We start from the raw sequence: 25,944 nt of genomic DNA on the forward strand, positions 1-25,944 counted from the left end.
TCAGGCGCCGAGGTCGCCCGACACCCGGGAAGCGTTGACCGCCAGCAACATCGATGTGTAGACCGACGCGGCGGTGGGGTCGAACCCCAACAGACTGCGGATTCGGTCGAGGCGCTGATAGAGACTCTGCCGCCCGATGTGCAGCGCCGCCGCCGAGCGCGTCGCGCTACACCCATGGCGCAGATGGACATCGAGCGTCGCGACCAGCTGGGTGGACTGTTTCGCATCGTGTTCCACCAGTGGGGCCACCAGGGACTGCAGGTCCGACCGCGTCCGCGGGTCGAGTGCGTGCACGACGTCGTCGGCAACCAGTTCGCGACCGGTGAAGACGCAGCGGGTCCGGTCTTCGCGGACGTGCAGGGCGGCGCGGTCGAGACGACCGGTGTTGTTGCGCAACGAATCCGCGATCGCCGCGACGATCTCGATTCCGGGTGAGGAGTCGCCCAGCCGGAACGCCTCACCGACGACGACGGTGATCCGTCCGGCGCCTCCGGCGGCCTTGTCGACCGCATCTGCGACATGGTCGACGGGATCGTCGGGGTCCGCGGGCACCGCGACCAGCCCGTAGACTGTCGCGTCGATCGTCGCCTGGACCAGCCCCGACGTCGACGACGCGGCGCGCGTGAGAACCGACTCGGCCATCCTCGGATCGGGCGCATCGGCGGCCACCGTCACTAGGCGGGTGCTGTCCATGGCGGGCACGCCGGCGCCCGCCAGCCGCGCGATCAGGTCCGCGCGACGCAGTGCCCGCCCACCGACCATCTCCTCGACGAGGCGCGCCCCGACAGCCGAATGCCTTGTGCCCGAGCGTGTCAGCGTCGAGGCGATCGGTCCGGCGGCCGCCCTCAGCAAGGCGGTCAACTGGGGAAGAGGCATCTCGGGTCCGTCGGCGGAAGCCACGAGTCGGGCGATCTCACGGTCGCGGGCGATCACCGGAACCGAGACCGGAGACGCATCGACGAGACGCCACGCCGACCGATCGTCGTCGACGCCGTGCACGGCGAGGAGTGCACCTCCAGCCCCGACCAGAACTAGTGCCCTACCGGTTGTCTCGGACACATGCGCCAGCATCCGGGCAACCCCGCCCGGTGACACGAGGTCGTCGTGCAGGGCGTCGTCGAGCGCGGTGCGGCGTCGTAGTTCGTCGATCTCGTCGGAGACGATCGCGGTGTTCGCGTCGCGACACACGTCGATGAACGGCAGCACACGGTTCAGTTCGATGATCGGCAGACGTGCGGCAGACCCCTCGCGGACCATCTCCTCGGGAACGGCGTCGAAGGTCCGGCCGATCTCGAAAGCGAGTCCGGCGACCCCGCGTTCGGCGAGATCACGCACGTAGTGGCGTCTCGTGCCTGCGTCGAGGCCGCCGAGTCCCAATCCGGTTGTGAGCAGGAGTTCTCCGCCGGAGAGCAGTGGTCCGATCTCGAAGATCTCGCTGGAATGGACCCATCGAACCGAGACGTCGAGGCGGTCGTGGGCGGTGAGCACCCGCGGGTCGGCGGGATCGAGGTGCCGATGGATGACGTCACGCAGCGACGTGGTCGAGGAGCCGGGCATGAGAGGACGATATGCACGTTCGGCCTCACGTGCAGGACGACGAAGTGTCAGTTGCCGCTCGACGGCCGGGTGGGCACGCTGTCGGTATGAGTTCCCGCACCGACGCCGACTCGGGTATCGACCTCTCGCACCTGCTCGACACCGCCTACCGCCAGGCCCGGCTGGGGCTGGACGAGGGTGGCATCCCGATCGGTGCCGCCTTGTTCTCCGCCGATGGAAAGCTGCTCGGCGAGGGCCGGAATCGTCGTGTCCAGCACGACGACCCGTCGGTGCACGGTGAGACCGACGCATTCCGCGCGGCCGGCCGGCAGCGGGACTACTCGTCGACGATCATGGTCACGACCCTCGCCCCGTGCTGGTATTGCAGCGGACTGATCAGGCAGTTCGGCATCGGCGCGGTGGTCATCGGGGAGAACCGTTCGTTCCAGGGCGGCGAGGACTGGCTCGCCGAACTCGGAATCCCGGTCACGATCCTCGACGACGAGCGCTGCGTGACGATGATGTCGGAGTTCATCGAGGCCAAGCCGGCCCTGTGGAACGAGGACATCGGCGTCGTCGGGGACGAGGCATGACCGAGAGTCCGATCCTCACCGTCGACCTGTCCCGCTGGCGCGCAGGCGGAGCCGATTCCGCCGCGGTGTGCGCCGCAGTGGACGAGTCCCTGCAGAAGGCCGGGTTCCTGCTGGTCACCGGACACGGCATCGACCCGGCGCTGCCCGCCGAGCTACGTGCGGCGGCGCGAGCGTTCTTCGCGTTGCCGGCCGAGGTGAAGGAGAAGTACGCGGTCGGCGTCGGCGGGCGCGGCTGGATCGGGCCGGGCATGGAGGCCAACGGATACGCCGAAGGGACCGAGACGCCGCCGGACCTGAAGGAGACCTACAACTCCGGTGCGCAGACGCCGGTGGGGGTCCCGGAGATCGACGACTACTGGTTCGCGCCCGATGTCTGGCCGACCGAGGCGCCCCGGTTGAAAGAACTGTTCACCGCGTGGACCGCGAAGTGCAAGGCGCTTTCCGACGACCTGCTCGCCCTGATGGCCGCGTCGCTCGGGTTCGCCGCTGCCGACAATCCGTTCCGCGATCTCGCCGGCAACGCCACCTGGACGTCGAACATCAATCACTACCCGGCGATGGAGGTGGTGGGTGAACCCGAACCGGGGCAGTACCGCATCGGGCCGCACACCGACTTCGGAACCGTGACCGTGCTCGACCGGGAACCCGGCTCCGGCGGGCTGCAGGTCTACAGCGAGGACGGCGGCTGGGCGGACGCTCCGTATGACCCGGCCGCACTGACGGTCAACATCGGGGACCTGCTCGAATACTGGTCCGGTGGACGATGGCCGGCGGGACGCCATCGCGTGCTGCCGCCACAGCCCGACGCTCCCGAAGAAGATCTGATGTCGCTGATCTTCTTCTACGAACTCGACCACGACGCGGTGGTGACCCCGGTCGGGAAGCCTCTCGGACGGCGAGAAGGCCTCGAACCCGTGGTGTCCGGGGAATTCATTCGAGAGCGTCTCGACGCTATCACCGTCGGCTGAACTCGGGGCCGGTCACGGGAACCTGCCGAACGGGCTGCCGCCGAAGGGAAGTCGTGGATCGCCGGACTGTCCGTCGGATTCGGGTACCGTCGTCTGCTGCTTGTCGACGGTGCTGCCCAGCTTCACCTGAATGGTCCGGGCATCCGATCCCGAGCCGATGGTCACGGGTACCGTCGCGCCAGGGGCGTGCGTGAGGACCTGCGCCATCAGATCGGCGTAGTCGGCGACTGGGGTGTCACCGATCTTCGTGATCACGTCGCCGCTCGAGATACCCGCCGACGCGGCTGGCCCGCCTTGCTGCACCGTGACCTTCGCTCCGTCTTCCCGGCTCGACGATGACAACGAACCCGACACGCCCAGAACCGGTTTCGTTGCCTCGCCGTTCTTCAACAACTGGTTCGCGATGCGTTCAGCGGTGTTGATCGGGATGGCGAAGCCGAGACCGAAGGACTGCGGGCCGCCCGCGGCGGCCTGACCGGTGTCCACGGCCGAGTTCACCGCGACGACCTGCCCTTGCAGATTCACCAGCGGCCCACCGGAATTGCCGGGGTTGATGGGAGTGTCGGTCTGCAGGCCGTTGTAGACCGTGACCCCGGAACCGGTGTCGTCGCCGGCGGTCACGGTTCGGGAGAGCGCACTGACGATGCCGGAGGTTACCGTGTTCGAGAGGCTGTCGGGGCTTCCGACGGCCACCACCTGTTCGCCGACCTGCAGGGCGTCCGAGTCGCCGAGCGTCGCGGGCGTGAGACCCGACGCGCCGTCGAGTTTGATCACCGCGAGGTCGTACGACGGCGAGGTCCCGGTGACGGAGGCCGGGTACTGCTTGCCGTCGCTGGTCGTCACGACGATCTTGCTGCCCGTTCCCGCACCCGCGACCACGTGGTTGTTGGTGAGGACATAACCGTCCGACGACAGGACGATGCCGCTGCCGACCGCGCTGCCCTGGGCCATCTGCACCTTGATGTCCGCGGACGACGCCGACGCCACCTTCGCCGCGTAGGTCACCGACCCGGGCTTGACGTCGCCGGCGTCGACCGTGTTCGCGGGCTGGGAACTGAGTGTCGGTACGGCTGATGCGGCCCGATGGTCGAGCAGCGCGCTGCCGCCGACGCCGATGGCGCCACCGAGGAGACCGGCGATCAGTGCGGTCACGACGATCGGCTTCGTCACGGTCCGTGGCCGTGGTGATCCGGGTGGCGGAACGGGCGCGGATGGCGGAGCGAAGGACGGGTCTTCCCACCCTCCGTACGGGGCCGACGGCTGGCCGGGTTGACCCAGCGGTTCGGTAGGGGTGTGGTCGGGCGACTGAGGTGCGTTCACGGCACCACGATGCCGGGCATTCTTGAGAGCAAGCCGCTGGTTTCCTGCGAACTCCCTGACAACTCGGACGTGGGATTTCAGGTGTTGCTCGGAATCACCGACTGATACAACAGTGCGATGACTTCACCGGTGACCCTGCGCGCCTGCCACGGTCCGGACGAGTACCCGCACCTGGTGGCGATCTGGCGCAGCGCGGTCAACGCGACCCACGACTTCCTCGCCGAACACGATCGGAACGAGATCGAACGTCAGCTGGCGCCGAGCTACTTCCCGCAGGTCGAGCTGACCGTCGCCGACGTCGACGGCGGCCCGGTCGGATTCGCCGGTACGGCCGGGTCGGGTCTGGAGATGCTGTTCATCGAGGCCGACGCTCGCGGTACCGGGGTCGGCACCGCGCTCCTGACGCGCGTCCTCGAGGATGGCGTGACGACGGTCGACGTCAATGAACAGAACGATCAGGCCGTGCAGTTCTATCTCCGACGCGGGTTCGAGGTGACGGGACGTAGCGAACTCGACGACGCGGGCCGCCCTTATCCGTTGCTGCACATGACTTTGCGCGCGGCCGTTTCATAGCTCGAAACCGCGGTGGGCGCGGGTTCGGGCTATGGAACGCGGCGGTGGATACCCAGCAGGAATGCCGTCAGCTCGGCGCGACTCGACACCCCGACCTTGCGCAGAACGGACTTCACGTGGTCGCGGACGGTATGCGACGAGATCCCCAGCGTAGCCGCGATCGCGGACGTGCCCGTTCCGGCGATGACATGTCTGACCACCTCTCGCTCGCGGTCTGAGATCCCGTGAGCGGCGGCGATCACCGGCGCCAGGGCCGAGGGTCGGGCGGACTCGATCGTCACCGCGACGCCGTCAGGTCGTGCGTCGGCGCCGCGGGTCGCCGACGCCTGGGCCGCCACCCAGTGATCGCGGCGAGTGGCGGCGCGCACTGTCACGTGCCCGGTGCCGCGTGCTCGTGCCGAGGTCAGTGCGTGCGCGGCGGCGGTGACGATCCACATCGGCAGGGGCAGGTCGAAGTCGGTGCCGACGTGCGCGTCGTCGTCGAAGGTGCTCACCCACGGTTCGACGTCGCCGCCGACCGACACCAACTCGAGTCGCGGATCGAACAGCAGGAGACCCGGCCCGTGCGGCACCGTCGGCTCCGGGCCGCGCCGCAAACCTGTCTGAACGAGTCGTCGGACGATCCGCCCGAGGGGTTCGGTGAGGCCGGCGAGCAATCGAAGCTCCGCGGCGGTGAAGGGTTCCTGGGATGCTCTGCGTCGCAACGACACCAACCCCCAGGGAGTGTCTTCGCACCGCAGGATCGCCCGCACCTCGCGGTCGCCGGCGCGGTGTACTCGAGTCGAGTGGGTGGTGCGGGTCAGGGCAACGAAACCGGCAACCTCGCCGTCGTCGAGTCTCTTTCGCCACAGGCGGTTACAGCGGGTGCGGGCAGCGTCGTCGTCCCACAGCGTCGGGGCGCTGGGCAGGCCAGAGGCCGGGTCGGCAGCGGTCCAGACCGAGTTTGCGAACGGCAGCACCCCAGGTAGGCGGGTGGTGGCCACCTCGAACACCTCACGAACGCTTGTCGCCGACGATGCTCGACGCACCAACTCGTCCTGGCGCCGTCGCAGTGCTGCCGGCGATCTGTCCGGGCCCACGCCTCCCACCGTCAGCCCTCGGGACCCCCGCGGTCAAACCGGGACCCCCTCAAATGGGGGATGGCGATCGGCGACGACGCCGGGCAAAGGTGGACGAGTTCGTCCAGGCCCCGGACCGATCCGCGGGGCCGGGTCCCCGGTACCCCGAATCGATGAGTCGCAGGAGGAGACGACTTGAACCGCCGCCACTTTCGCCCGCTCATCACCGCCGGCACCGCAGTGTTGCTGGGACTCGGAGTCCCGTTCGCCGCCGGCGGTCCAGCCGCGTTCGCAGCGCCAGGCCCAGACCCGGATCCCGGGGTGGCCGCCCCGAAGGCCACCACAGCGATCCGCTGCGAGGCGGACAGTAGCGGACAGCAGCCACCCGGCGACATCTACCGGGGAGAATCAGCGTCGTATCTGTACGACCGACGATTCACTCCCGGGCCGATCCTGCCGAAGTCCGTCCTCGCCCATCACACACCGCAGGCGATCGCGTACTGGAAGAACGGTGGCGGCAACGGCAAGGATCTGTTGCTCTTCTCCTTCCACGGCGCCGACGCACAGGGCGGCCCGCGAGTGGTGGCGATGGAAGCGGACCGGTCGCCCGGAAAGCCGGGCCGCATGGTCGGATCGGTGGCGATCGGTCAACGGGGAGCCGCGTCGAAGCAGACACACGCCGGTGGGATGGCGATCGCGAACGGCAAGCTGTTCATCGACGGTCCCAAGGACGGTGACTGGCACACGATCGAACACTATTCCCTCGAACAGTTGCGAACCGAGCTGGCGGAACCCGAGGGCGAGATAACACCGGAAGGAGTTGAACCCCGCAAGGTGTACGGCGCGTCGTTCATGACGTCGGATGGCAACAAGCTGTATGCGGGCAAGTTCAACGAGAACAGACGGGACTGGATGTACCGGTACACGGTTGGCCTCGATGGGTCGCTGACCACCGACCGGAAGTCCGACGGCAACGGGCTGCGCTGGGAGGTTCCCAAAGGGACACAGGGCGTCGCAAAGTCCGGTGACACCATGTTCTTCAGTTCGTCCCTGGGCCGCAAGGTCCGCAGCAATTTCTATGCGACGAAGGCGTCGGAGACGAATCTCGACCGCGCGCGGGCCCGTTGTTTCCGGGCGCCGAGCATGTCGCAGGGAATCGCAGTCGATTCGGCGGGCGGTCGACTGTTCCTCAATTACGAATCGGGGTCGTCGGAGTTCAACGGTGGACACGGAGCGCCGGCGCGGAACATCATCCCCGGACCGCACATGGCACCGCTGAACAAGGTCGACGGCATACCGGGCGGAACACTCCGACTCAAGACCCTGCACGCCGAGAAGCAGACCGACACCAAGGGTGACGACGAGATCGCCGTGAGCGTCGAGGGTTCCCGGATACCGTTCGGGGACAACAGTTACCTCAACATCAAACAGGGGCAGCGCAAGAAGATCGACAAGGTCGTCCAGTTCACCGGGAACGCGCGGATCAACCTCCGTGAACTCGACAAGGCTCCGAACAAAGACGACAACCTCGGCACGAAGAAGCTCACGCCCGGGAAGAAAGACGGAATCCTGGAGTTCACCGAACGCGGTGCGGTTTACCGACTCAGCTATACCGTGAGCTGAGCGTACGGCGGCACCGAACGTCCATCGGCCTGACAATTCCTGCCCGGAACGGTCGGGTGCGAGGCCGTGCGGGGCGACCATGATCATGGACGAAAGGAGAGCCATGATCGGCACGCTCAACGCGCTCATCGACCTCGTCGACCGGAACACCGACGAACCCATCGACCTGGCCGGCTTCGCCCGGTCCCACGGGACGACGGAGTACCACCTGCGTCGGATGTTCGCCTCGCTGGCGGGGATGCCGTTCTCGGAGTACGTGCGGCGTCGTCGGATGACCCTCGCGGCAACGGATCTCGTGAGCAGTGACAACGGCCTGCTGGATCTTGCGGTGCGCTACGGCTACTCGTCGGTCGAGGCGTTCGGCCGGGCCTTCCGGTCGGTCCACGGTGTGTCACCGTCGGACGTGCGGGCACATGGCGGTCCTTTCGCAACACAAGCCGTACTCAGGTTCCGCCTGACCGTCGAAGGGAGTCGTCCCATGGACGTCACGATCACCGACCGACCCGCATTCGTACTCGCCGGGCACGCAGCACAGGTGCCGCTCATCTACGAGGGAGTCAACCCGCACATCCAACAGCACATCGCGTCGATCGCGCCCGACGAACACGCACGACTCAAGTCGCTCAACGGCACCCAACCCGCAGGCATCCTGGCCGTCACGGATGGAAGCGAGCCCGACGCGACGGAAGGGACATCGATCACCTACCTGCACGGTGTTGCGCTGCAGGCGGATTCGACGGTGCCGGAAGATCTGTCGAGCATCCCGGTATCCGCGGGCGCGTGGGCCACGTTCCGGTCGTCCGGTCCGTTCCCGCAGACGCTCCAGGAGACCTGGGCCGCGACGGCCACCGAGTGGTTCCCGTCGAACCCTTGGCGACTGCGGCCCGGACCGACGTTCGTTCGCTACCTCGAACTGACCGGGTCACACGCCGACGCGGAGATCTGGATGCCGGTCGAGCGAGCCTGAGCTGCACGGGAGCCTAGCTTCGTCCCTGTTCAGACCCTCTAGGCAGAGTTCATCCGGTCCACCAACGGACTACTCCGATCCGGCTATAGTGCTCGTGCGCGGTATTGATCGCAGACCGGAGGGCCACTTGGACGCCGTCATCTTCACCAGCGAGCCCATGCTCACCCGGGCTCTCGCAGCGGAAATCCGTCACGCTCCCATGCGGTTTCTTGAACTCTTGGGTAAGCGGAGCGGCGACAGTGGGCTCGCTTCCTCCGGACTTTCGGGTCTCAGATGTGAAGGCGAGGGCAAGATAGACGTATTGCTTACCCTGACTGAGGGTTCTTCGACGAAGACGGTCGGGATAGAGGCGAAGCTTGACCACGCAATCACGCAGACTCAGCTCGACAAGGAAAAGAGCGAAGTCGATTTACTGTTCCTTCTTGTCATCGAAACAGAAGATGCCGCCGGTTTCGATCAGGAGGTCGCTGGAGTTCTGACGTGGCGAGAAGTGATCGACTGCTTCCAGAGCTCGAGGTTGACGATCGGTGACATTGAGTGTCTGCCTCTACAGAAAGTTGCCGTCGAGCGCTCCCTTCGACAGTTGAAGCCTGCGGTCGAGCAGAAACTGGGCCCGGGTTGGACAGTTGGTGTCGGTCGGGGTGGAAGTGGTATGCCGTCGCTTGCGATCTGGAGCCCTCGTCTTTCCGACGGCCGTGTCTTACGAGGCCAGATTCAGGTCAGTGGGCGCGGAATGCCGGCGGACAAAGAGCAGTTGCGGTTCGAGTACCACGTCGGTGTTGAGACGTCGGACAGTCGAACCGACTTTCCTCGCGCTGATAAAACGTCTGAGGCGCCAGGTTGGGTCAAGCATCTTCAGATCCTCCGCGACTCAGTGCTCCAGGACAACGCCGAAAGGTTTCAGGTCAGGAAGGGGCACAGCTCAAACGGTAGACGCGGTGTCGGACAGAACAAGTCCGGTCTCGTCAAGAAATATCTTCCGGACTCGCCGTGGATCGCTGCGGGGTACTTCGATTGGGCGCTGGGGCCAAAGTCCGAACAGGTTCCCGAGTCCGAGTTGCCGCAACTGGCAAACACCGCCGCCGAGTTGTTCTCTCAGTGGTTTTCGGCATCGACGTCGGAGTAACACCCATTGTCTTCCGCTGAGACCTATAGCTCCAACCCGCGCTCACCGCGGGTTGGAGCTATAAAACGGCGGCGAGGTCACCAGTTGTAGTCGAGGAACTTCCCGTCGAAGGTCACGACCACGCGGTCGCCGCCCGGGTCGGGGCGGCGTGCGATGTCGACCTTGAAGTTGATCGCGCTCATGATGCCGTCGCCGAACTCCTCGTGGATGAGTTCCTTCAGCGCGGGACCGTAGACGTCGAGGGCCTCGTAGAAGCGGTAGATCGTGGGGTCACTGGTGGCGGCCTCGTCCGGGGTACGGGTCGGTTGCTGCCGCAGGCTCTCGGCGACGCCCTCGCCGAGGCCGAGCATCTCGACCACGACGGTGGCCTTGTCCGCGGGTACGGGGTGTTTGCCGAGCAGCGCGGCGACCGTCCACACCAGCGGTGCGTCGATCTTCTCGGCGATCGCCGCCCAGGTGAGTCCCTGCCGGATTCGGGCCGCGACGATGAGGTCGGCGGCGTCGGACTTCGGCATGATCGGAGTGGTCATCGTGTCTCCTCGTCGATTCGGTGATGCTCCCTCGACGCGGGGGATCGGCGCTCCGTCCGAATCTTGTTGATATGTCGAGGGTTATCTCCACCATGCACACGTGCCGACGGATTTCCAAGGTGTTGCCGGACTCGGCCGGAGATTTCACACGACGGACACGACGGTACGAGCAGGAAGTAATCGCGGCGAAACATCACTCCGACGAAGCGCTCGAGAGAGGTCGATGTAACACCGAGTCGTCCCGACGACACCTCGACGACATGTGGCCTCGATTCGATGGGGGACAAGAGTCACGAATCGAAACGCTCGGGGAGAATCTCTTGTCCTATGTGAATCCGTCCGAATTCGCGGTGAAGATGGTGGACGCCGGTGAGGCGAAGGTGTTCCTGTCCACCCGCGACACGATCATCCGCGCCTACATGGCCGGCGCGATCCTCGCCCTTGCCGCGGCATTCGCCGTGACGGTCACCGTCCGCACCGGGGAACCACTGCTCGGGGCGTTGCTGTTCCCGGTCGGCTTCTGCCTGCTGTATCTGATGGGCTTCGACCTGCTCACCGGGGTGTTCACACTCGTCCCGCTCGCTTTGATCGACAAACGGCGCGGGGTGACGGTGAAGTCCATGTTGCGCAATTGGAGTTGGGTGTTCCTGGGGAACTTCCTGGGCGCCTTCACGGTCGCGGTGATGATGGCGGTGATCGTGACCTACGGCTTCAGTGTCGACCCGGACGAGATCGGTCAGCAGCTCGGGCACATCGGCGAGAGCCGAACCGTCGGCTACGCCGAGCACGGTGCCGCCGGCATGCTCACGCTGTTCATCCGCGGTGTCCTGTGCAACTGGATGGTGTCCACCGGTGTCGTCGGCGCGATGATGTCGACGTCGTTACCCGGCAAGGTCCTCGCCATGTGGATGCCGGTGATGGTGTTCTTCTACATGGGATTCGAGCACTCGATCGTCAACATGTTCCTGTTTCCCTCGGGGCTGATGCTCGGGGGCGAGTTCTCGATCGGCGACTACCTCGTCTGGAACGAGATCCCCACGGTCATCGGCAATCTCGTCGGCGGTCTCACCTTCGTCGGGTTGACGATCTACATCACCCACGCGCGCACCGCCGCCGACCGTCGGCCCGTCTCCCATGACGAGACGACCGAGGTCGACGTCGCGGCGCCCGCCGAGATCGAGACCGTCAAGACGGTCTGACCGGTGTATCCGCTCCCGGGGTCGTGGTCGGCGACCCCGGGAAGCGTTCGCCCTGGAGGGCCTTGGCGTACCAGGCGCCGAGTCCCAGCAGGATCAGACCGGTCACGATGAACACGAGGACGCGGAAGATCCCGTCGAGGGTGGCCAGGTCGAACAGGAACAGCTTGGCCATCGCCGCGGCGACGAGCACCAGTCCGCCGGTGACCGCGGCGGTGCGCTCGTTACCCGTGCGTCGCCGGGCGAAGCCCAACGCCGCACCGGCGAGGACGACCCAGCAGGTGGTCGCGATGACGTGCCCGCCGAGGAAGCCGTCGGCGCCGGCGATCAGCACTCCGGACGTGACGCTGATGGCGGTGACGGCGTAGACCACGACGACGGCGACCGCGGTGTAGGCGACGCGGCCCAGGTCTCCGGCCGTCAGTCGGGTCCACCCGGCGGCGATCACGACCGCCCCCGCGGCGGCGAGCAGGCTGCCGATCACGATCGACAACGAGGCGTTGTCCTCCATCAGACGGGCCTGGGCCAGCACGTACGGCGGCATGTCGTCGAGCAGAGCTGCGAAACCGATCGCCCAGAGGACAGTGCTACCACCCAGCAGCACCAACGACGTCGCCGACCATGTGCGCGCGACCAGGGCCGTCACCGCCGCGAGGCCCAACACCGCTGACACGGCCACCATGCCGTCGAAGCACACGAGGATCGCGACGAAGAGCACGACGAGCGAGGTCGCGGTCCAGATCTGGGCGACGACGTCGGGGAGTTCGAAGCGCTCGGTCCGCACCACTGAGCAGATGACGGTGATACCGATGACGAGCACGGCGACCGCAGCCTGCAGCGCGACCGCGCCCGCGATGTCCATCACCGCGCCGGCGAACAGAACCGGGATCGTCGTCGCCGCTGCCAGGCCCGCGATGACCTCGCGGAATCGGGTGGTGGGCATCGCCACCAGGGCGCCCGCGAATCCGAGGACGATCACGACGAGTGCGGCCCCGGCGAATTCGAATCCGGTGTCCGCGGTGCTCGTTCCGCCCAGGGCGGCCAAGCCGACGACGGTCAGCGGGATCGTGGGCGCGGCCAGGCGCACGGTGTGCAACCAGATCCAGTCGCGGCCCCACTGGACCCACGCCGACGCGGCGGCGAGCACCACCATGAACGCGATCAGGGTCATGTCGAGACCGCCGGTCAACACCGGGCCGAGAACGATGAGCGGGACCACCACGAGCAACCCGAGATGTTCACTGCGCCAACGGTAAGCGAGGACCAGGCCGCCGGCTGCGACCAGGCCGGCGACTGCCAGGCCCGCCACGATGGGGAGCCACTCGTAGATCTTGGTTGCGGCCAGGACATCGAGATACCCGGCCGCGATCCCTGTTGCGGCCGTGGCGATCGCGCCGATCCGGCCATCCGGCTTGCGGCGCAACCAGATCGCGGTGCCGACTAGTGCTGCCGCGAGCACCGCGCCGCCCCCAACGCGGAACTCCGGGCGCAGGATGCCGGCCTGCGCGGCCAAGACCAGCAGCAGGGCGATGCCGATCAAGGTGACGCCGACACCGGCGGTGGCGAGGATCTTGCCGATCAGACCGCGCTCGGCGGCCGCGGCGACACGCTCGGACAGCGGGCGCGCGGGTGGACGCGGCGGCAGGGGAGCGGCCGGCGGTCGCGGCATCGGCCCATATGCGGGATGCGGTCCCGGACGTGACGGAGCCTGCTGGACGGGCGGCCCGTAGGTGTACGCACCCCGACCTGCCGGACGACCGGGTGACGCCCACGGAGACGGCTGTCGGCTCCCCATCGGCGACACGGGCGGAGGAGGCGCGGGCGCCGGGGCCACGGTCGGCGCGGTGAGCGGTCCGGCCGGAGCCTCCTGCCGTGCCGGTTCCGGCTGTACCGGAGGGTCGGGCTGTGCGGCCTCGCCGGCAGGACCCTCGACATCGTCGACGATCCGCCGCAGTTCGGCGAACTCGGCCGAGACCGTGGACATCTGGCGGGCGATGGCATCGAATTCGGTGGAGATCCGCGCGAGTGTCGCGACTCCCGGATCGCCCCCGAATGTGCTGCTGGAAGTGGTCATGGAATGACCCTGTCTCCTCATGGTCCGCGAGACATGAGTAGTGCTACTCACAGGGGTTGGGGGTTTCGAACGCAGGTCCGCGCGGGTATGCCTCCGGCATGAACGACGTACAGAATCCCAGCGACCGCGGGCGACAGGACGTCGAGAAGCGGTGGCAGGACACCGGCAGCTACCGGTCCGCAGCGCTCTACGTGGCCGCCGTCGTCGGAGTCGGAGCCATCGCATGTGCGATCTTCCTCGCCGTCGACCGCACCAACATGGTCCTCGGGTCCCTGGTCCCCGGCGTATTCGTCCTCGGCGGTATCGGCGCGCTCGTGATCGCCTACCGCACCTACCGTCGCGGCGGAACCTGGCCGATGTGGCAGGGCGCCGCGTGGTTCCTCTTCGCGTTGATGCTGGTCTCCCTCGCGTTCCCGGCCATGGCCGGCTGACGCCGACCCGGAGCCGTCCACAAGGGTCTGACCGCGACGACCCCGGCCTCCCGACTGCGGCATGATGTCTGCCATGTCGACCCCGTCGCGCACCGGCACGCTCGCCGTCGGCACCATGGCCCTGCTCACGGCTCTCTACTTCGCGCAGGGTCTGCCGTACGGGTTCTTCAGCCAGGCAATGCCCGTCATCCTGCGTGAGGAGGGGTACTCGCTCACGCAGATCAGCGTCTACGGGCTGCTCTTCGCGCCGTGGGGTCTCAAGTTCCTGTGGGCGCCGTATGTCGACCGATACGGGACCCGACGCCGCTGGCTCCTCGCGATGCAACTGACATCCGCGACGATCGCCCTCGCCCTGGCCTGCCTCGACCTCTCCGGGACGCTGGTCTGGCTCCTCGTCGGCATCGCGGTGATCAACCTGGCGTCGGCGACCCAGGACATCGCGACCGACGGACTGGCGGTGCAGACCCTCGGCCCTCGACAACGAGGTCTGGGCAACGGGATTCAGGTGGGCGCCTACCGGGTCGGCATGATCGTCGGCGGCGGTGGACTGCTGTGGTTGTTCTCGCTCGCCGGCTGGCGCAGCCTCTTCGTCGCGATGTCGATCCTACTCGTCGCCCTGACGATCCCGGTGTGGTTCCTCGCCCGCACACCCGCGGACACGACGTCTTCGTCGACGGAACAGGCGCATGTCCCGCGGCCGTCGCCGTCACTGCTCCTCACCGGCTGGCTCGCCCGGCTACGACGACCCGGCGTGGTGGTGTTCATCCTGGTCGTCGGGGCCTACAAGTTCGGCAACTCGATGGGGTCGGCACTCGTCGGGCCCTTCATGTCCGACATCGGCCTGAGCCTGGGACAGATCGCCCTCGTCGAAGGTGCGTTGTCGTCGGCGGGTGCGCTCGCCGGCGCGGCCCTCGGCGGGTGGCTGGCGTTCCGCTACGGACGACGCCAAGCCCTGCTGTTCGGCGGCGTCACCCAAACTCTCAGTCTCGCTTTGTATCTGGTGGCTGCGTCGGGCGTCGGCGGGTTCTGGCTCGTGGTCAGTGCGAGCTTGGCCGAACACATCCTCGGTGGGGCGGCGACCGTCGCGGTGTTCACGCTGATGATGGACGCGTGCGAGAAGGGGTACGAGGGCAGCGACTACACGCTGTTCGCCTGCGCGGTGGTCGGCGTCCAGGGCGCGGCCGGTTTCGCGGCGGGCGTCGTCGGTGACCTGTTCGGCTTCCCGACGCTGTTCGCGACGGCACTGGTGCTCTCGGGTGTCGGTGTCGTCGTCATGATCCGCGCGCTCGATCGCGGGATGGGGCCGACGACGATCCGAGCGCTCGCGCGGAGAGCGCCGCGCTCGGTGGACTGAAACGTGGCGGGGGAACGTCGCCAGGGCTTCGTGGCTCGTCGCTTGCGCTCCTCGCACCTCAGCCGGCAGTGGTAGCGCTCGCGCGGAATGGGTCGAGGATCAGCGACGGCCGGGGATCAGCGTGGCCAGGGCCTCGTCGACCACCCGTTCGAGATCGTCCCCGAGGTTCCCGGCGAGGAACTGCTGGGCGAGCTCGGCCATGGCCCCGGTGAAGACGGCCGCCCGCACCCGACCGGTGAGCGGATCGGTCTCCCGGGCGTCGGCCTCGGCGAAGGAGAGTTCGAAGAGCATGTTCTGCGTGGCGGCACGACGCTGCGCGAGCACCGGATTGGTCCGTCCCTCGGTGAACAGGATGCGGCCGCGACGGGGATCCTCCGACGCGTGGCCGAGGACTGCGAGCATGCCGGCGCGGGTGCGCGCTCGGACGGAGTGACCTGCGGTGGTCATGGCGGCCTCGACCACCGCACCCAGCTCGGCGGCGGTGGCGTCGTAGACGGCGCCGAGTAGTTCGTCGGTGTCGGCGAAGCTCTCGTAGAAGTAGCGGGTGTTGAAGCCGCAGTGGCGGCACACCGACCGCACCGACAGTTCGGTCTCGGGTCCGCTGCCCCCGAAGATGTCGAAAGCCGCGGCGATCAGGATCGCGCGGCGCTCGGCGCGGCGGTCCTCCAGGGGGACGCCGGCCCATCGGGTCGGACTCGACATCGTTTCACCATAGACGGGCTGACCCGGCACGGAGCAAGGTCTGGTCACGCGCGTACCCAAAGCGTTAAAGTGGGTACAACCGTGACCACATGGCGGCCGTGCTCATGTGGCGTCGTCGTATCGACGGTCCGGGCCGGGGACCACCCCGCTCGGGTCGTCGGTATCGAGAAAGGACGATCGATGAACGTTCCCCTCGCGCCCCTACGGCTGCCCTCCACGGAATGGGTCCCGTTGGACCTGCCGCACGAGATGCTCGGATCGTGGCTCAACGGCAAGTTCGACGAGAACGTCCGTGCCAAGTTCTTCCGGGGGATGGAGTTCGAGAACCCGTCCGGCGACCCCGGGTGGTTCGGGCCCGACAGTGCCACCTGGTATGTCCACTCGCACACGCCGGCGCTGATCTTCGGGCTGCAGAGCGCGTCGTACATCGAACGTCTTGATCCCAGCATCTTCTGGATGGGCATGCATCACTCCCGTCTGGTCCGGCGACGTGAGGATGGCACCGCGACCACCACCATCGACCCCGACGGTGCGATGACCCGCCTCGGGCATTCGCTCGCGTTCTTCATGGGGACTGCCTACGGATCGACGGAAACCGCCGAGCGACTCGCTCGTACCGTGCGGGCGATGCACCACACGATCAAGGGTGTCCGGCCCGACGGCGCGGCCTACGACGCCGACGATCCCGAGTGGTTGCGCTGGAACTACGCGACGGTCGTGTGGGGTATCGCGACGGCGCACGAGATCTACCACCCGCGACCTCTGCGCGGAGTCGAACTCGACAGGTACTACGGGGAATTCGTGCGCGTGGGTCATGCGCTGGGCGGAACCGACCTGCCCACCAGCAAGGCCGAGACCCTGGAATGTCTCGAGTCATACCTGCCCCGGCTGGCGCTGACGCACGGCAACGCGATGGCCACGGGCGCCAACCTCCGGAATCGTGCTCAGGCGGCGGTGGATTGGGCGATCCGGGACATCCAGCCGCGCTGGGCCCAGCAACTCATCTCCTACCGGCCGCCGAATCCCGTCGAACGGCGGGCCCGCCGATCCGCCGTGTGGACCATCATCAACTCGGCCCATCTGTCGATGGGGGAGGCGCCCGAGTTCGCCGCCGCCAAGCGACGCGTCGCCGGCGGCACCGACGTGCCGCACACCCTGCCGCGCTACGAACTCGGCTCCGATCCCGAGCTCAGTCGCGCGGAGGTGGAGGCAGCTTTCTCGCACTAGACGACCGATCCAGACTACCGACCCGGGGCGGCGCATCCGACAGCGATGCGCCGCCTTCGTCGTCGAAAAATCCGATCCGACAACAACATTCGGCAGTGTGAATCGGGCGTGAGCCGCATTGAAGCGGAAACAGGGAATTCATCTCACGTCACGCTGGTGTAACAAAGCCTAAATACGTTTACCCGACATACGCGAGTTCGCCGATCGAGAGCGACGCGTATCTCTTCGGGGGGGTCACGCGGTGCGAAGCAGCGCCGGGTGTCTGTCATGGCCCCGCTCGAGCCGACCTGAGACGTATTGAGAAAGGCCTTCGGATGTCGTTTGATTCATTGCCGTCCGCCGTCACCCCCACACGCCGTAGGCGGTACGGCATCCTCATCCCGGCGGCGCTGTCCGCCGTCGCACTCGCGCTGAGCGCCTGTGGCAGCTCGGCGAGTGAGGACTCGGCATCGAGCGCCGAGTCCTGCGTCGACACCTCGGGCGACACCATCAAGGTCGGCTCACTGAACTCGCTCTCGGGCACGATGGCGATCTCCGAGGTCACCGTGCGTGACTCGATCAAGCTGGCCGTCGACCAGATCAACGACAACGGCGGTGTGCTGGGCAAGCAGATCCAGCTCATCGGCGAGGACGGCGCCTCCGAGCCCACCATTTTCGCCGAGAAGGCGGAGAAGCTGATCTCGGCGGACTGCGTCGCGGCGGTGTTCGGCGGCTGGACGTCGTCGAGCCGCAAGGCGATGCTGCCGGTCTTCGAGGACAACAACTCCCTGCTGTACTACCCGGTGCAGTACGAGGGCCTCGAGTCGTCGAAGAACATCTTCTACACCGGTGCCACCACCAACCAGCAGATCGTGCCGGCCCTGGAGTACCTGAAGGAGAAGGGCGTCAAGTCCCTCTACCTCGTCGGCAGCGACTACGTCTTCCCGCAGACGGCCAACCGCGTCATCAAGGCCTACGCCGAGGCCAACGGCATCGAGATCAAGGGCGAGGACTACACCCCGCTCGGTTCGACGGACTTCTCGACCATCGTCAACAAGGTCCGCACCGCCGACGCCGACGCCGTGTTCAACACCCTCAACGGCGACTCCAACGTGGCCTTCTTCCGTGAGTACAAGAACGTCGGTCTGACCCCGCAGGCGATGCCGGTGGTGTCGGTCTCGATCGCGGAGGAAGAGGTCGGCGGCATCGGTGTGGAGAACATCGAGGGGCAGCTCGTCGCGTGGGACTACTACCAGACCATCGACAACCCGGCGAACGAGTCCTTCGTCCGCGACTACAAGGCCGCCTACGGCGCCAACAAGCCGACCTCCGATCCCATGGAGGCCGCCTACGTCTCGGTGTACCTGTGGAAGAACACCGTCGAGAAGGCGAACTCGTTCGCCGTCGCCGATGTCCAGAAAGCCGCCGGCGGAGTCACTTTCGAGGCTCCCGAGGGTCTGGTGACCATCGACGGCGAGAACAACCACATCACCAAGACCGCTCGCATCGGTGAGATCCGCGGCGACGGGCTGATCTACACGGTGTGGGATTCGGGCCAGCCGATCGAGCCGGACCCGTACCTCAAGTCCTACCCGTGGGCGGAGGGCCTCAGCAGCTGACCTGTGAGTGACCCGTCTCGTGCCCCGCGCGAGACGGGTCACCCCCTTGTCGCCCGCATCGACACCCACGACGAACGGATGGGAACGTGGAAACCGTTATCGGACAGCTCTTCACCGGGCTGAGTCTCGGCTCGATCCTGCTCCTGGCAGCACTCGGTCTGTCCCTGACCTTCGGTCAGATGGGCGTGATCAACATGGCCCACGGGTCGTTCATCATGGCCGGCTCCTACACCGCGTACTCGGTGCAGGAATACCTGATCTCGAACGCCGGTGTGTCCCTCATCGTCTCGCTCTTCATCGGATTCCTCGTCGGTGGCCTCATGGGTGTGCTGCTCGAGGTCACCCTCATCAAGCGCATGTACGACCGTCCGCTCGACACCCTGCTGGTGACGTTCGGCGTCGGACTGATCCTGCAACAGCTCGCGCGCGACATCTTCGGTGCGCCGGCAGTCCGCGTCACCGCGCCGCCGTGGCTGTCCGGAGGCGTCGACATCCTCGGTGCGGTGGTTCCCAAGACCCGCCTGTTCATCATGCTGCTGGCCGTCATCGCGGTGGTGGCGATCGCCGTGACGATGAAGTACACCCCGATGGGGCGTCGGATCCGCGCGGTCGTCCAGCACCGCGACCTGGCCGAGACCAGCGGGATCTCCAGCCGGACAACCGACATCACCACCTTCTTCATCGGCTCCGGACTCGCCGGTGTCGCCGGTGTGGCGCTGACCCTCATCGGTTCCACCAGCTCGAACACCGGTATGACCTATCTGATCGACGCCTTCCTGGTCGTCGTCATCGGCGGCCTGGGACAGATCAAGGGCGCGGTCATCGCGGCCATCGCCCTCGGCATCCTGAACTCGTTCATCGAATACAACACGACCGCATCGGTGGCCAAGGTCGCCGTGTTCGTGATCATCGTGATCTTCCTGCAGATCCGCCCCCAGGGCCTGTTCACGGTCCAGTCGAGGAGTCTCGTGTGAAGGACTATTTCAGCGGTCACTGGAAGACCTACGCGGGGTTCGCCGTCGCGGCGGTGCTGCTGTTCGGCGTTGCACCCGCCGTGCTCTCCGACTTCCGGCTCAACCTGCTCGGCAAGTTCCTGTGCTTCGGCATCGTCGCGGTCGGTATCGGCCTGGCCTGGGGCCGCGGCGGCATGCTGACCCTCGGTCAGGGTGTGTACTTCGGCCTCGGCGCCTACATCATGGCGATGCACCTGAAGATCGCCGACGCCGAGATCCGCGGCGACGACGTGCCGGACTTCATGCAGATCGCCGGTATCCGCGAACTCCCCGGGTACTGGAAACCGTTCGCCTCGCCGCTGGTGACGATCCTCGGAATCCTGTTCGTGCCCACCCTGATCGCGGTCCTGCTGGGCCTGGGTGTGTTCAAGCGGAAGGTCAAGGGCGCCTACTTCGCGATCCTGTCGCAGGCGCTCGCCGCCGCCTTCGCGATCCTGCTCATCGGCCAGCAGAGCACCGGCGGCAGCAACGGCCTCAACCGTTTCCGCAGCTTCTTCGGTCTCGCCCTGAACGACCCCGTGAACCGCCACCTGCTTTTCTACATCGCCTCCGCCACCCTGCTCGTCGTCGTCGCGATCACCCGGCAGCTGATGTACAGCCGCTACGGTGAGCTGCTCGTCGCCGTGCGCGATCAGGAGGAGCGTGTTCGCTTCCTGGGCTACGACCCCGCCAACGTCAAGGTCGTCGCCTACGCGATCGCCGCCCTGTTCGCGAGCATCGCCGGCGCCCTGTTCGTGCCCATCGTCGGCATCATCTCGCCCGCCGACGTCGGCATCGTGCCGTCCATCGCGTTCCTGATCGGTGTCGCGATCGGCGGTCGCACAACACTTCTCGGACCGGTACTCGGCGCCATCGCGGTCGCCTGGGCGCAGACCAGTCTGTCGGAGAACTTCCCCTCCGGATGGACCTATGCGCAGGGCATCCTGTTCATCGTCGTGGTCGGCTTCTTCCCGGCCGGCCTGGCCGGGATCGGCGCCGCGCTCAAGTGGCGCCGGAAGAGATCGGTCGATCCGTCGCCCACGGGTGACATCGACGAACATGCCGACAGCAAGGTAGGAGCCTCGTCATGAGCGGATCCGAGACGGTGGGCACGGTCGAACCGGTCGCCGGTGGCAACGCGGGGATGGACAGCGACTACCTCCAGGTGCGCGGTCTGTCCGTCGAGTTCGACGGTTTCAAGGCCGTCACCGACGTGGATCTCACGTTGCTGCAGGGTGATCTGCGGTTCCTCATCGGACCCAACGGCGCCGGTAAGACGACCATCATCGACGCGATCACCGGTCTGGTGAAGGCCACCGGGTCGATCCAGAAGTCGGGTGTGGAACTCGTCGGCAAGAAGGTGCACCAGATCGCGCGCCTCGGCGTCGGCCGAACGTTCCAGACTGCCAGCGTCTTCGAGGAACTGAGCGTGCTGCAGAACCTCGACATCGCCGCCGGCGCGGGCCGGTCGGTGTGGACCATGCTCCGACGTCGGCCCACCGAGATCCCCGAGGGGATCGCTGAGGCCCTCGAGACCATCGGCCTGCAGGATCTGCGCGACACCCCGGCCGGCGTCCTCGCGCACGGTCAGAAGCAGTGGCTGGAGATCGGCATGCTGCTGGTGCAGAACGCCTCGGTGTTGCTGCTCGACGAACCGGTTGCCGGTATGAGCCACGAGGAACGTGAGGAGACCGGAAACCTGTTGCGCCGGATCGGCGGTGAGCGGACCGTGGTCGTCGTCGAACACGACATGGACTTCATGCGGGCGTTCGCGACGTCGGTGACGGTCCTCGCCCGCGGTCGGGTGTTGGCCGAGGGCAGCGTCGCCGAGGTGCAGGCCAATCCGAAGGTCCAGGAGGTGTACCTCGGAACCGCCGCCGGCGGTGAGGAACTCGAGGAGATCGCCGCCGACTCCGACGACGCTTCTGTTGTCACGACCGAGAAGAAGGGCTGAGCCCGATGCTGAAACTCTCCGGGGTGCACGCCGGGTACGGCCGCACCGAGGTCATCCACGGCGTCGACATCGAGGTCCCGTCCGACGGTGTGGTCGCGGTGATGGGGCACAACGGCGCCGGCAAGACGACGCTGCTCCGGGCCGCCGTCGGTCTGGTGAAGACCACCAAGGGGTCCATCACCTTCGACGGTGTCGACATCACCAAGGCCCGCCCGAGCGCGCGGGTCAAGCACGGCATCGCCTATGTCCCGCAGGGCCAGCAGAGCTTCGGCCACCTCACCACCGCAGAGAACCTCCAGGTGGTGGCCGACGGACGCAAGCGCGGCAAGGAGCTCATCGCCGAGATGTTGGACATGTTCCCGGCGCTGAAGGAACTGCTGGGCCGGCGTGCGGGCCTGCTGTCGGGCGGGCAACGCCAACAGCTCGCGATAGCCCGAGCCCTCATCACCGAACCGCGGATGCTGATCCTCGACGAACCGACCGAGGGCATCCAGCCGTCGGTGGTCGCCGAGATCGAACAGACCATCACCACCCTCACCCAGCGGGGCGGACTCGGGGTGCTGCTCGTCGAACAACACATCGGCTTCGCTCTCGAAGCGGCACAACAGTATTACGTGCTCGAGAGCGGCCGGGTCACATCGTCGGGCGAGGGCGGGACGGCTGCCGAGGCCACCGTCCGTGAGGCGATGACCATCTGAGCGCGGGCCCCGCCGAAGGTCTCGCGGTCAGGTGCCCTTCACGTTGAGCAGCTGGGTCAGGACCGCCTCGACCTCGACCAGATCGCGGGCGTCGTCCATGATCTGGTCGATCGGCTTGTAGGCGGCGGGGATCTCGTCGATCCATTCTCGGCCGTGACGGTATTCGATGCCTTTCATCGCCTCGGCGAGGTCATCGAGCGTGAACAGCTTCTTCGCCTTGGTGCGTGAGAACCGCCGGCCTGCACCGTGCGGGGCGGAGAACAACCCCGGCTCGTTTCCACGTCCGCGCACCACATACGACCTCGTGCCCATCGACCCCGGGATCAGGCCGTACGTCCCGGCACTGGCGTCGATCGCACCCTTACGGGTGAGCCACACCGCCTTGTCGGCGATCTCCACGTTCTCGGTGTAGTTGTGGTGGCAGTTGATCCGGCGTACCTCGATCGACTCCGGGGTCCGGAAACCGTTGTCGCCCAGCCATACGTCGAACACGCTGATGAATCGGTCCATCATCTCGGCCCGGTTCTCGAAGGCGAACCGCTGCGCCCACCGCAACTCTCGGATGTAGTCGTCGAACTCCGCGGTGCCGGAGTCGAGGTAGGCGAGGTCGGGATGGGGGAGGCCGATGTGCTCACGACGGCACCGGTCCTGAGCGACCCGGATGTGCTTCTGCGCGATCTTGTTTCCGACGCCGCGGCTACCGGAGTGCAGGAACAGCCAGATGGTACCGGTGTCTCCGCTCCCGACCTGTTCGCACAACTCGATGAAATGGTTGCCGCCGCCCAACGAACCCAGCTGCTCACGCCACTTCGGTGAGTGGGACAGGTCGACGTCGTTGTCCGAGGCGGACTCCTCCAGCTCGGCGATCCTGGCCTGGGTGTGCGGGAACCGGACGGTCTCGTTGTAGTTGCCCGGGGACAGCGGGATCGTCGACTCCACGCGTCGCCGCAGGTCGGCTAGGTCGAAACCGTCCAGGTCGTTCCTGCCGATCGAGGTAGCGACGCCGATCATCCCGCAGCCGATGTCGACGCCGACCGCGGCCGGGATCACGGCGTCGACGGTCGGGATGACCGTCCCGACCGCAGACCCCTTGCCCGCGTGGGCGTCGGGCATCAGCGCCACGTGCGGATGGATGAACGGCAGCGACGAGATCTCGGCCGCCTGTCTCCGGGTCGTGTCGTCGAGGATCGAGGCGAAGTTGAGTACCTTCGGTGCGATCATCTCGGGCATGTCTGCTCCCTCAGCGAAGGTGGACCGCGATCTCCGGTCCCAGGGCGTGCGGTGCGTGGAGGGGGAGGCGGTCGCCGCTCCAGAACCGGCCCGGGTCGAACCAGTTGGAGTCCTTGGTGGTGTCGAGAATTCCCATGTCGCGGTAGGTGATCGCGACGACCTCGGCGCAGTAGGCCGCTTCGAGGCTCACCGGTTCCGGCGACGAGACCTTGTGCTGCCGTTGCTCACGGCGTTCCCGGACCTTGCGGTCGAGATAAGGGAGACCGCGAACCAGGTCGGCCGAGTTGGGTACGCGACCACGGAACCATCGACCGGCCAGGCGTGCGGTGGTCGGGAACGGGGTGCCGTCGAGGCGCGCGATCACCTTGAGTAGTTCGTCCTCCTGCGTCCGGCTGACCTCCGGACCGAGCTGACGAATCCAGCACGCCTGCTCATACCGGACCATCCACTGCTCGACGGCCTCACGCGCATCGTGGAGCTGGACCCCGCGGTGATTCGACCCGGTCCAGACGTCGGTCAGTTTGTCGCCGAGTTCGGCATGCCACAGCAGAGGCGGGAGATCGTCGATGCACACCGCCATCGCCACATGGTTCACCGGCGCATTCGTGAGTGTGCGGATGGCGCGGTCGGGCCCGGAATGTCCGCGGAACAGCCAGACATCGCCGGTGCGGGTGGCCTCGAGCGCGGTGGTCAACGAGACACCGCCGGACTCCCCGGCGAGATCGGCGCGCCGCGGTCTTCTCCTGGTGGGCATCCCCGAAGACTAGAGCGTGCGCTCGAAGACGGCCATCGGCCGCGGGGCGACCTATCCTGCCCCAATGAGGAATCTGTGGAAGTGGTTGGGACTCGCCGGTGCCGTCGGCGTGACGACCGGCGGTGTGCTGATCGCGCGGGACCAGCGTCAGCGCAAGGCCTATTCGGCCGACGACGTCCGCGAGCGACTACACCAGCGTCTGGCGGAGGCCGATACCGCTGGTGGCGGAGACGAACGATCCTGAGGACACTGGTGGGCAAGGTCGGCCCTGGTGGCCGGCCGGGCAAGCCGAACCACAGATAGGGAACACCATGACCGACAACAGCGGATTCGGCGGCGGACCGTTCAACTTCGGCCCCGAGGACTTCGACCGTTTCGCACGCGAGGCAGGCGAGGGGCTGCGCGACGTGTTCGGCAAGCTCTTCGAGGGCCAGGCGGCGCCGGGTGCGTTCTCCATGTTCTTCGACGAGGCGGCCCGGGGTCGCACGCGGACGCAGCCGCGGCCGGAGACGGCCGGGGAGACCGGATCGGGAGTCTGGGCCGTGTTCGTCGTCGACGAGGACGGTGGGGCCCGCGTCGAACAGGTCTACGCCACCGAACTCGACGCGCTCCGCGCCAACAAGAACAACACCGACCCGCGGCGAAAGGTGCGGTTCCTGCCGTACGGCATCGCCGTCAGCGCACTGGACGAAGCGCTCGACGGGGAGCCCGGCGAGGACGAGAAGTCCGACTGAACGGCTTCTTCGACAGACGGATGAGGCCGGTGAGTCCGAAGGGACTCACCGGCCTCATGCCGTGCGAAGCACTCATCGGTGCTCCGGTGATGCAGTCACAGCGCCTCGGACGCCGATGCCGCTATCAGAGGTTCGCGCCGCAGACCGGCCACGCACCGGGGCCCTGAGTCGCGAGGACGTTCTCCGCAACGCGGATCTGCTCTTCGCGCGAGGCGTTCGCCGGGTTACCGGAGCCGCCGTTGGCCTCCCAGGTGCTCTGCGAGAACTGGAGGCCGCCGTAGTAGCCGTTGCCGGTGTTGATGCTCCAGTCACCACCGCTCTCGCACTGGGCGACAGCGTCCCAGTTGCCCGAGTCGGCCGAGGCGGTGGCCGCCATCATGCCGAACGGGGCAGCGGTGAGGGCACCGACGAATGCGGCACGGGTGACGAGCTTGGTCATGTGGTTCTTGGTCATACGCATGGTCTTCCTCCTGATCACCACCCGGGGTTGGCAAGGTGGTTGATTTCGGACTTGGCCGACCATACGGCTTGATAACGGTCAGGTCACGTCAGGGTCGTGACCTGCAGAATCTCGGTAACGCATGGATAACGCTGTTAGCTTTGGGGTAAAAGCCCAGCGCATCGCGGCATTCCGCGAGTGGATGCGAAAGCGCGTGTTCGGGCGTGTTCGATGACGAAGGTCACACCTTCGGAGTGGTGTGGAACA

At 66.8% G+C, this 25,944-nt stretch carries 26 protein-coding genes; 17 read left to right on the top strand and 9 right to left on the bottom strand.

Going from position 1 to position 25,944, the window contains the following annotated elements; translation table 11 throughout:
- A complete protein-coding gene (locus tag LQD00_RS12720; protein WP_232717579.1) occupies positions 1-1,557 on the bottom strand; it encodes a PucR family transcriptional regulator in 1,557 nt (518 codons plus the stop codon).
- A gap of 86 nt (positions 1,558-1,643) precedes the next feature.
- Between LQD00_RS12720 and LQD00_RS12725 the strand changes: the two genes are divergently transcribed.
- Positions 1,644-2,129, top strand: a complete 486-nt coding sequence (locus LQD00_RS12725) for a nucleoside deaminase (protein WP_232717580.1) — start codon at positions 1,644-1,646, stop codon at positions 2,127-2,129.
- Positions 2,126-3,097: an isopenicillin N synthase family dioxygenase gene (locus LQD00_RS12730; RefSeq protein WP_232717581.1), complete on the top strand. Its 972-nt coding sequence runs from the start codon at positions 2,126-2,128 to the stop codon at positions 3,095-3,097. Before LQD00_RS12725 ends, LQD00_RS12730 begins: the two co-directional genes overlap by 4 nt.
- Before the next feature lie 12 nt (positions 3,098-3,109).
- Here LQD00_RS12730 and LQD00_RS12735 read toward each other — a convergent pair whose 3' ends face one another.
- Positions 3,110-4,417 carry a S1C family serine protease gene (locus LQD00_RS12735; protein WP_232717582.1) on the bottom strand — a complete coding sequence of 436 codons (1,308 nt, stop codon included), beginning with the start codon at positions 4,415-4,417 and terminating at the stop codon, positions 3,110-3,112.
- Between the two features lie 117 nt (positions 4,418-4,534).
- Between LQD00_RS12735 and LQD00_RS12740 the strand changes: the two genes are divergently transcribed.
- Positions 4,535-4,990, top strand: coding sequence for an acetyltransferase (locus LQD00_RS12740; RefSeq protein ID WP_232717583.1), 456 nt, complete (start codon positions 4,535-4,537; stop codon positions 4,988-4,990).
- Between the two features lie 29 nt (positions 4,991-5,019).
- Here LQD00_RS12740 and LQD00_RS22845 read toward each other — a convergent pair whose 3' ends face one another.
- Positions 5,020-6,069 carry a response regulator transcription factor gene (locus LQD00_RS22845; RefSeq protein WP_232717584.1) on the bottom strand — a complete coding sequence of 350 codons (1,050 nt, stop codon included), beginning with the start codon at positions 6,067-6,069 and terminating at the stop codon, positions 5,020-5,022.
- Positions 6,070-6,243: 174 nt separating this feature from the next.
- Here LQD00_RS22845 and LQD00_RS12750 point away from each other — a divergent pair, with 174 nt between their 5' ends.
- The 3 genes from LQD00_RS12750 to LQD00_RS12760 all read left to right on the top strand — a co-directional run bounded on the left by LQD00_RS12750 (position 6,244) and on the right by LQD00_RS12760 (position 9,764).
- Positions 6,244-7,671 (top strand): hypothetical protein, encoded by a 1,428-nt coding sequence (locus tag LQD00_RS12750; protein ID WP_232717585.1) that lies wholly within the window; start codon positions 6,244-6,246, stop codon positions 7,669-7,671.
- Positions 7,672-7,774: 103 nt separating this feature from the next.
- A complete protein-coding gene (locus LQD00_RS12755) occupies positions 7,775-8,638 on the top strand; it encodes an AraC family transcriptional regulator (RefSeq protein ID WP_232717586.1) in 864 nt (287 codons plus the stop codon).
- Between the two features lie 127 nt (positions 8,639-8,765).
- Entirely contained in the window at positions 8,766-9,764 is a 999-nt protein-coding gene (locus LQD00_RS12760) for a hypothetical protein (protein WP_232717587.1), read from the top strand.
- Positions 9,765-9,841: 77 nt separating this feature from the next.
- Here LQD00_RS12760 and cynS read toward each other — a convergent pair whose 3' ends face one another.
- Positions 9,842-10,294 carry a cyanase gene (gene cynS, locus LQD00_RS12765; protein WP_232717588.1) on the bottom strand — a complete coding sequence of 151 codons (453 nt, stop codon included), beginning with the start codon at positions 10,292-10,294 and terminating at the stop codon, positions 9,842-9,844.
- Positions 10,295-10,614: 320 nt separating this feature from the next.
- On the opposite strand from cynS, the gene LQD00_RS12770 reads away from it, so the two are divergent.
- On the top strand, positions 10,615-11,493 hold the full coding sequence (locus LQD00_RS12770; protein ID WP_232717589.1) for a formate/nitrite transporter family protein: 879 nt from the start codon (positions 10,615-10,617) through the stop codon (positions 11,491-11,493).
- Here the strand turns inward: LQD00_RS12770 and LQD00_RS12775 are convergent.
- Positions 11,480-13,564, bottom strand: a complete 2,085-nt coding sequence (locus LQD00_RS12775; protein ID WP_232717590.1) for a DUF2339 domain-containing protein — start codon at positions 13,562-13,564, stop codon at positions 11,480-11,482. The two genes, LQD00_RS12770 and LQD00_RS12775, sit on opposite strands and share 14 nt — an antisense overlap.
- 98 nt (positions 13,565-13,662) lie before the next feature.
- Between LQD00_RS12775 and LQD00_RS12780 the strand changes: the two genes are divergently transcribed.
- Both LQD00_RS12780 and LQD00_RS12785 read left to right on the top strand, forming a co-directional pair.
- Positions 13,663-13,995 (top strand): hypothetical protein, encoded by a 333-nt coding sequence (locus tag LQD00_RS12780; RefSeq protein ID WP_232717591.1) that lies wholly within the window; start codon positions 13,663-13,665, stop codon positions 13,993-13,995.
- A gap of 73 nt (positions 13,996-14,068) precedes the next feature.
- Positions 14,069-15,349 (top strand): MFS transporter, encoded by a 1,281-nt coding sequence (locus tag LQD00_RS12785; RefSeq protein ID WP_232717592.1) that lies wholly within the window; start codon positions 14,069-14,071, stop codon positions 15,347-15,349.
- A 99-nt stretch (positions 15,350-15,448) separates the two neighbouring features.
- On the opposite strand, the gene LQD00_RS12790 is transcribed toward LQD00_RS12785, so the two are convergent.
- Positions 15,449-16,051 carry a TetR/AcrR family transcriptional regulator gene (locus LQD00_RS12790; RefSeq protein WP_232717593.1) on the bottom strand — a complete coding sequence of 201 codons (603 nt, stop codon included), beginning with the start codon at positions 16,049-16,051 and terminating at the stop codon, positions 15,449-15,451.
- A 180-nt stretch (positions 16,052-16,231) separates the two neighbouring features.
- On the opposite strand from LQD00_RS12790, the gene LQD00_RS12795 reads away from it, so the two are divergent.
- The 6 genes from LQD00_RS12795 to urtE all read left to right on the top strand — a co-directional run bounded on the left by LQD00_RS12795 (position 16,232) and on the right by urtE (position 22,520).
- Positions 16,232-17,278 (top strand): oxygenase MpaB family protein, encoded by a 1,047-nt coding sequence (locus LQD00_RS12795; RefSeq protein ID WP_232717594.1) that lies wholly within the window; start codon positions 16,232-16,234, stop codon positions 17,276-17,278.
- A 314-nt stretch (positions 17,279-17,592) separates the two neighbouring features.
- Entirely contained in the window at positions 17,593-18,876 is a 1,284-nt protein-coding gene (gene urtA, locus LQD00_RS12800; protein WP_232717595.1) for an urea ABC transporter substrate-binding protein, read from the top strand.
- Positions 18,877-18,962: 86 nt separating this feature from the next.
- On the top strand, positions 18,963-19,850 hold the full coding sequence (gene urtB / locus LQD00_RS12805) for an urea ABC transporter permease subunit UrtB (protein ID WP_119032884.1): 888 nt from the start codon (positions 18,963-18,965) through the stop codon (positions 19,848-19,850).
- The gene (gene urtC / locus LQD00_RS12810) at positions 19,847-20,959 is read left to right on the top strand and encodes an urea ABC transporter permease subunit UrtC (protein WP_119032883.1); all 1,113 of its coding nucleotides are present in this window, start codon (positions 19,847-19,849) and stop codon (positions 20,957-20,959) included. Before urtB ends, urtC begins: the two co-directional genes overlap by 4 nt.
- Positions 20,956-21,822: an urea ABC transporter ATP-binding protein UrtD gene (gene urtD, locus LQD00_RS12815; RefSeq protein WP_119032882.1), complete on the top strand. Its 867-nt coding sequence runs from the start codon at positions 20,956-20,958 to the stop codon at positions 21,820-21,822. Before urtC ends, urtD begins: the two co-directional genes overlap by 4 nt.
- 5 nt (positions 21,823-21,827) lie before the next feature.
- Positions 21,828-22,520: an urea ABC transporter ATP-binding subunit UrtE gene (gene urtE, locus LQD00_RS12820; RefSeq protein ID WP_006865581.1), complete on the top strand. Its 693-nt coding sequence runs from the start codon at positions 21,828-21,830 to the stop codon at positions 22,518-22,520.
- A gap of 27 nt (positions 22,521-22,547) precedes the next feature.
- Here urtE and LQD00_RS12825 read toward each other — a convergent pair whose 3' ends face one another.
- On the bottom strand, positions 22,548-23,750 hold the full coding sequence (locus LQD00_RS12825; RefSeq protein ID WP_232717596.1) for an RtcB family protein: 1,203 nt from the start codon (positions 23,748-23,750) through the stop codon (positions 22,548-22,550).
- A 10-nt stretch (positions 23,751-23,760) separates the two neighbouring features.
- Positions 23,761-24,504: a guanylate cyclase gene (locus tag LQD00_RS12830; RefSeq protein WP_119032880.1), complete on the bottom strand. Its 744-nt coding sequence runs from the start codon at positions 24,502-24,504 to the stop codon at positions 23,761-23,763.
- Between the two features lie 64 nt (positions 24,505-24,568).
- Between LQD00_RS12830 and LQD00_RS12835 the strand changes: the two genes are divergently transcribed.
- Together LQD00_RS12835 and LQD00_RS12840 are read left to right on the top strand one after the other, a co-directional pair.
- Positions 24,569-24,748, top strand: a complete 180-nt coding sequence (locus LQD00_RS12835; protein WP_119033820.1) for a hypothetical protein — start codon at positions 24,569-24,571, stop codon at positions 24,746-24,748.
- Between the two features lie 67 nt (positions 24,749-24,815).
- Positions 24,816-25,238 (top strand): hypothetical protein, encoded by a 423-nt coding sequence (locus tag LQD00_RS12840; protein WP_035751115.1) that lies wholly within the window; start codon positions 24,816-24,818, stop codon positions 25,236-25,238.
- A 124-nt stretch (positions 25,239-25,362) separates the two neighbouring features.
- Here the strand turns inward: LQD00_RS12840 and LQD00_RS12845 are convergent, their stop codons facing one another.
- Positions 25,363-25,698: a transglycosylase family protein gene (locus LQD00_RS12845; protein WP_119033819.1), complete on the bottom strand. Its 336-nt coding sequence runs from the start codon at positions 25,696-25,698 to the stop codon at positions 25,363-25,365.
- Positions 25,699-25,944 lie beyond the last annotated feature (246 nt).

Origin of the sequence: Gordonia metallireducens, from assembly GCF_021245825.1 — a bacterium.
In the GTDB taxonomy this organism is placed as follows: domain Bacteria; phylum Actinomycetota; class Actinomycetes; order Mycobacteriales; family Mycobacteriaceae; genus Gordonia; species Gordonia namibiensis.

Coding starts and splice junctions, on each gene's coding strand:
- LQD00_RS12740 (WP_232717583.1), top strand. CDS start 4,535: ATGACTTCACCGGTGACCCTGCGCGCCTGCCACGGTCCGGACGAGTAC.
- LQD00_RS12755 (WP_232717586.1), top strand. CDS start 7,775: ATGATCGGCACGCTCAACGCGCTCATCGACCTCGTCGACCGGAACACC.
- LQD00_RS12830 (WP_119032880.1), bottom strand. CDS start 24,504: ATGCCCACCAGGAGAAGACCGCGGCGCGCCGATCTCGCCGGGGAGTCC.
- LQD00_RS12785 (WP_232717592.1), top strand. CDS start 14,069: ATGTCGACCCCGTCGCGCACCGGCACGCTCGCCGTCGGCACCATGGCC.
- LQD00_RS12845 (WP_119033819.1), bottom strand. CDS start 25,698: ATGCGTATGACCAAGAACCACATGACCAAGCTCGTCACCCGTGCCGCA.
- LQD00_RS12825 (WP_232717596.1), bottom strand. CDS start 23,750: ATGCCCGAGATGATCGCACCGAAGGTACTCAACTTCGCCTCGATCCTC.
- cynS (WP_232717588.1), bottom strand. CDS start 10,294: ATGACCACTCCGATCATGCCGAAGTCCGACGCCGCCGACCTCATCGTC.
- LQD00_RS12775 (WP_232717590.1), bottom strand. CDS start 13,564: ATGACCACTTCCAGCAGCACATTCGGGGGCGATCCGGGAGTCGCGACA.
- urtE (WP_006865581.1), top strand. CDS start 21,828: ATGCTGAAACTCTCCGGGGTGCACGCCGGGTACGGCCGCACCGAGGTC.
- urtD (WP_119032882.1), top strand. CDS start 20,956: ATGAGCGGATCCGAGACGGTGGGCACGGTCGAACCGGTCGCCGGTGGC.
- LQD00_RS12780 (WP_232717591.1), top strand. CDS start 13,663: ATGAACGACGTACAGAATCCCAGCGACCGCGGGCGACAGGACGTCGAG.
- LQD00_RS12790 (WP_232717593.1), bottom strand. CDS start 16,051: ATGTCGAGTCCGACCCGATGGGCCGGCGTCCCCCTGGAGGACCGCCGC.
- LQD00_RS12730 (WP_232717581.1), top strand. CDS start 2,126: ATGACCGAGAGTCCGATCCTCACCGTCGACCTGTCCCGCTGGCGCGCA.
- urtA (WP_232717595.1), top strand. CDS start 17,593: ATGTCGTTTGATTCATTGCCGTCCGCCGTCACCCCCACACGCCGTAGG.
- LQD00_RS12720 (WP_232717579.1), bottom strand. CDS start 1,557: ATGCCCGGCTCCTCGACCACGTCGCTGCGTGACGTCATCCATCGGCAC.
- LQD00_RS12840 (WP_035751115.1), top strand. CDS start 24,816: ATGACCGACAACAGCGGATTCGGCGGCGGACCGTTCAACTTCGGCCCC.
- LQD00_RS12725 (WP_232717580.1), top strand. CDS start 1,644: ATGAGTTCCCGCACCGACGCCGACTCGGGTATCGACCTCTCGCACCTG.
- LQD00_RS12835 (WP_119033820.1), top strand. CDS start 24,569: ATGAGGAATCTGTGGAAGTGGTTGGGACTCGCCGGTGCCGTCGGCGTG.
- LQD00_RS12795 (WP_232717594.1), top strand. CDS start 16,232: ATGAACGTTCCCCTCGCGCCCCTACGGCTGCCCTCCACGGAATGGGTC.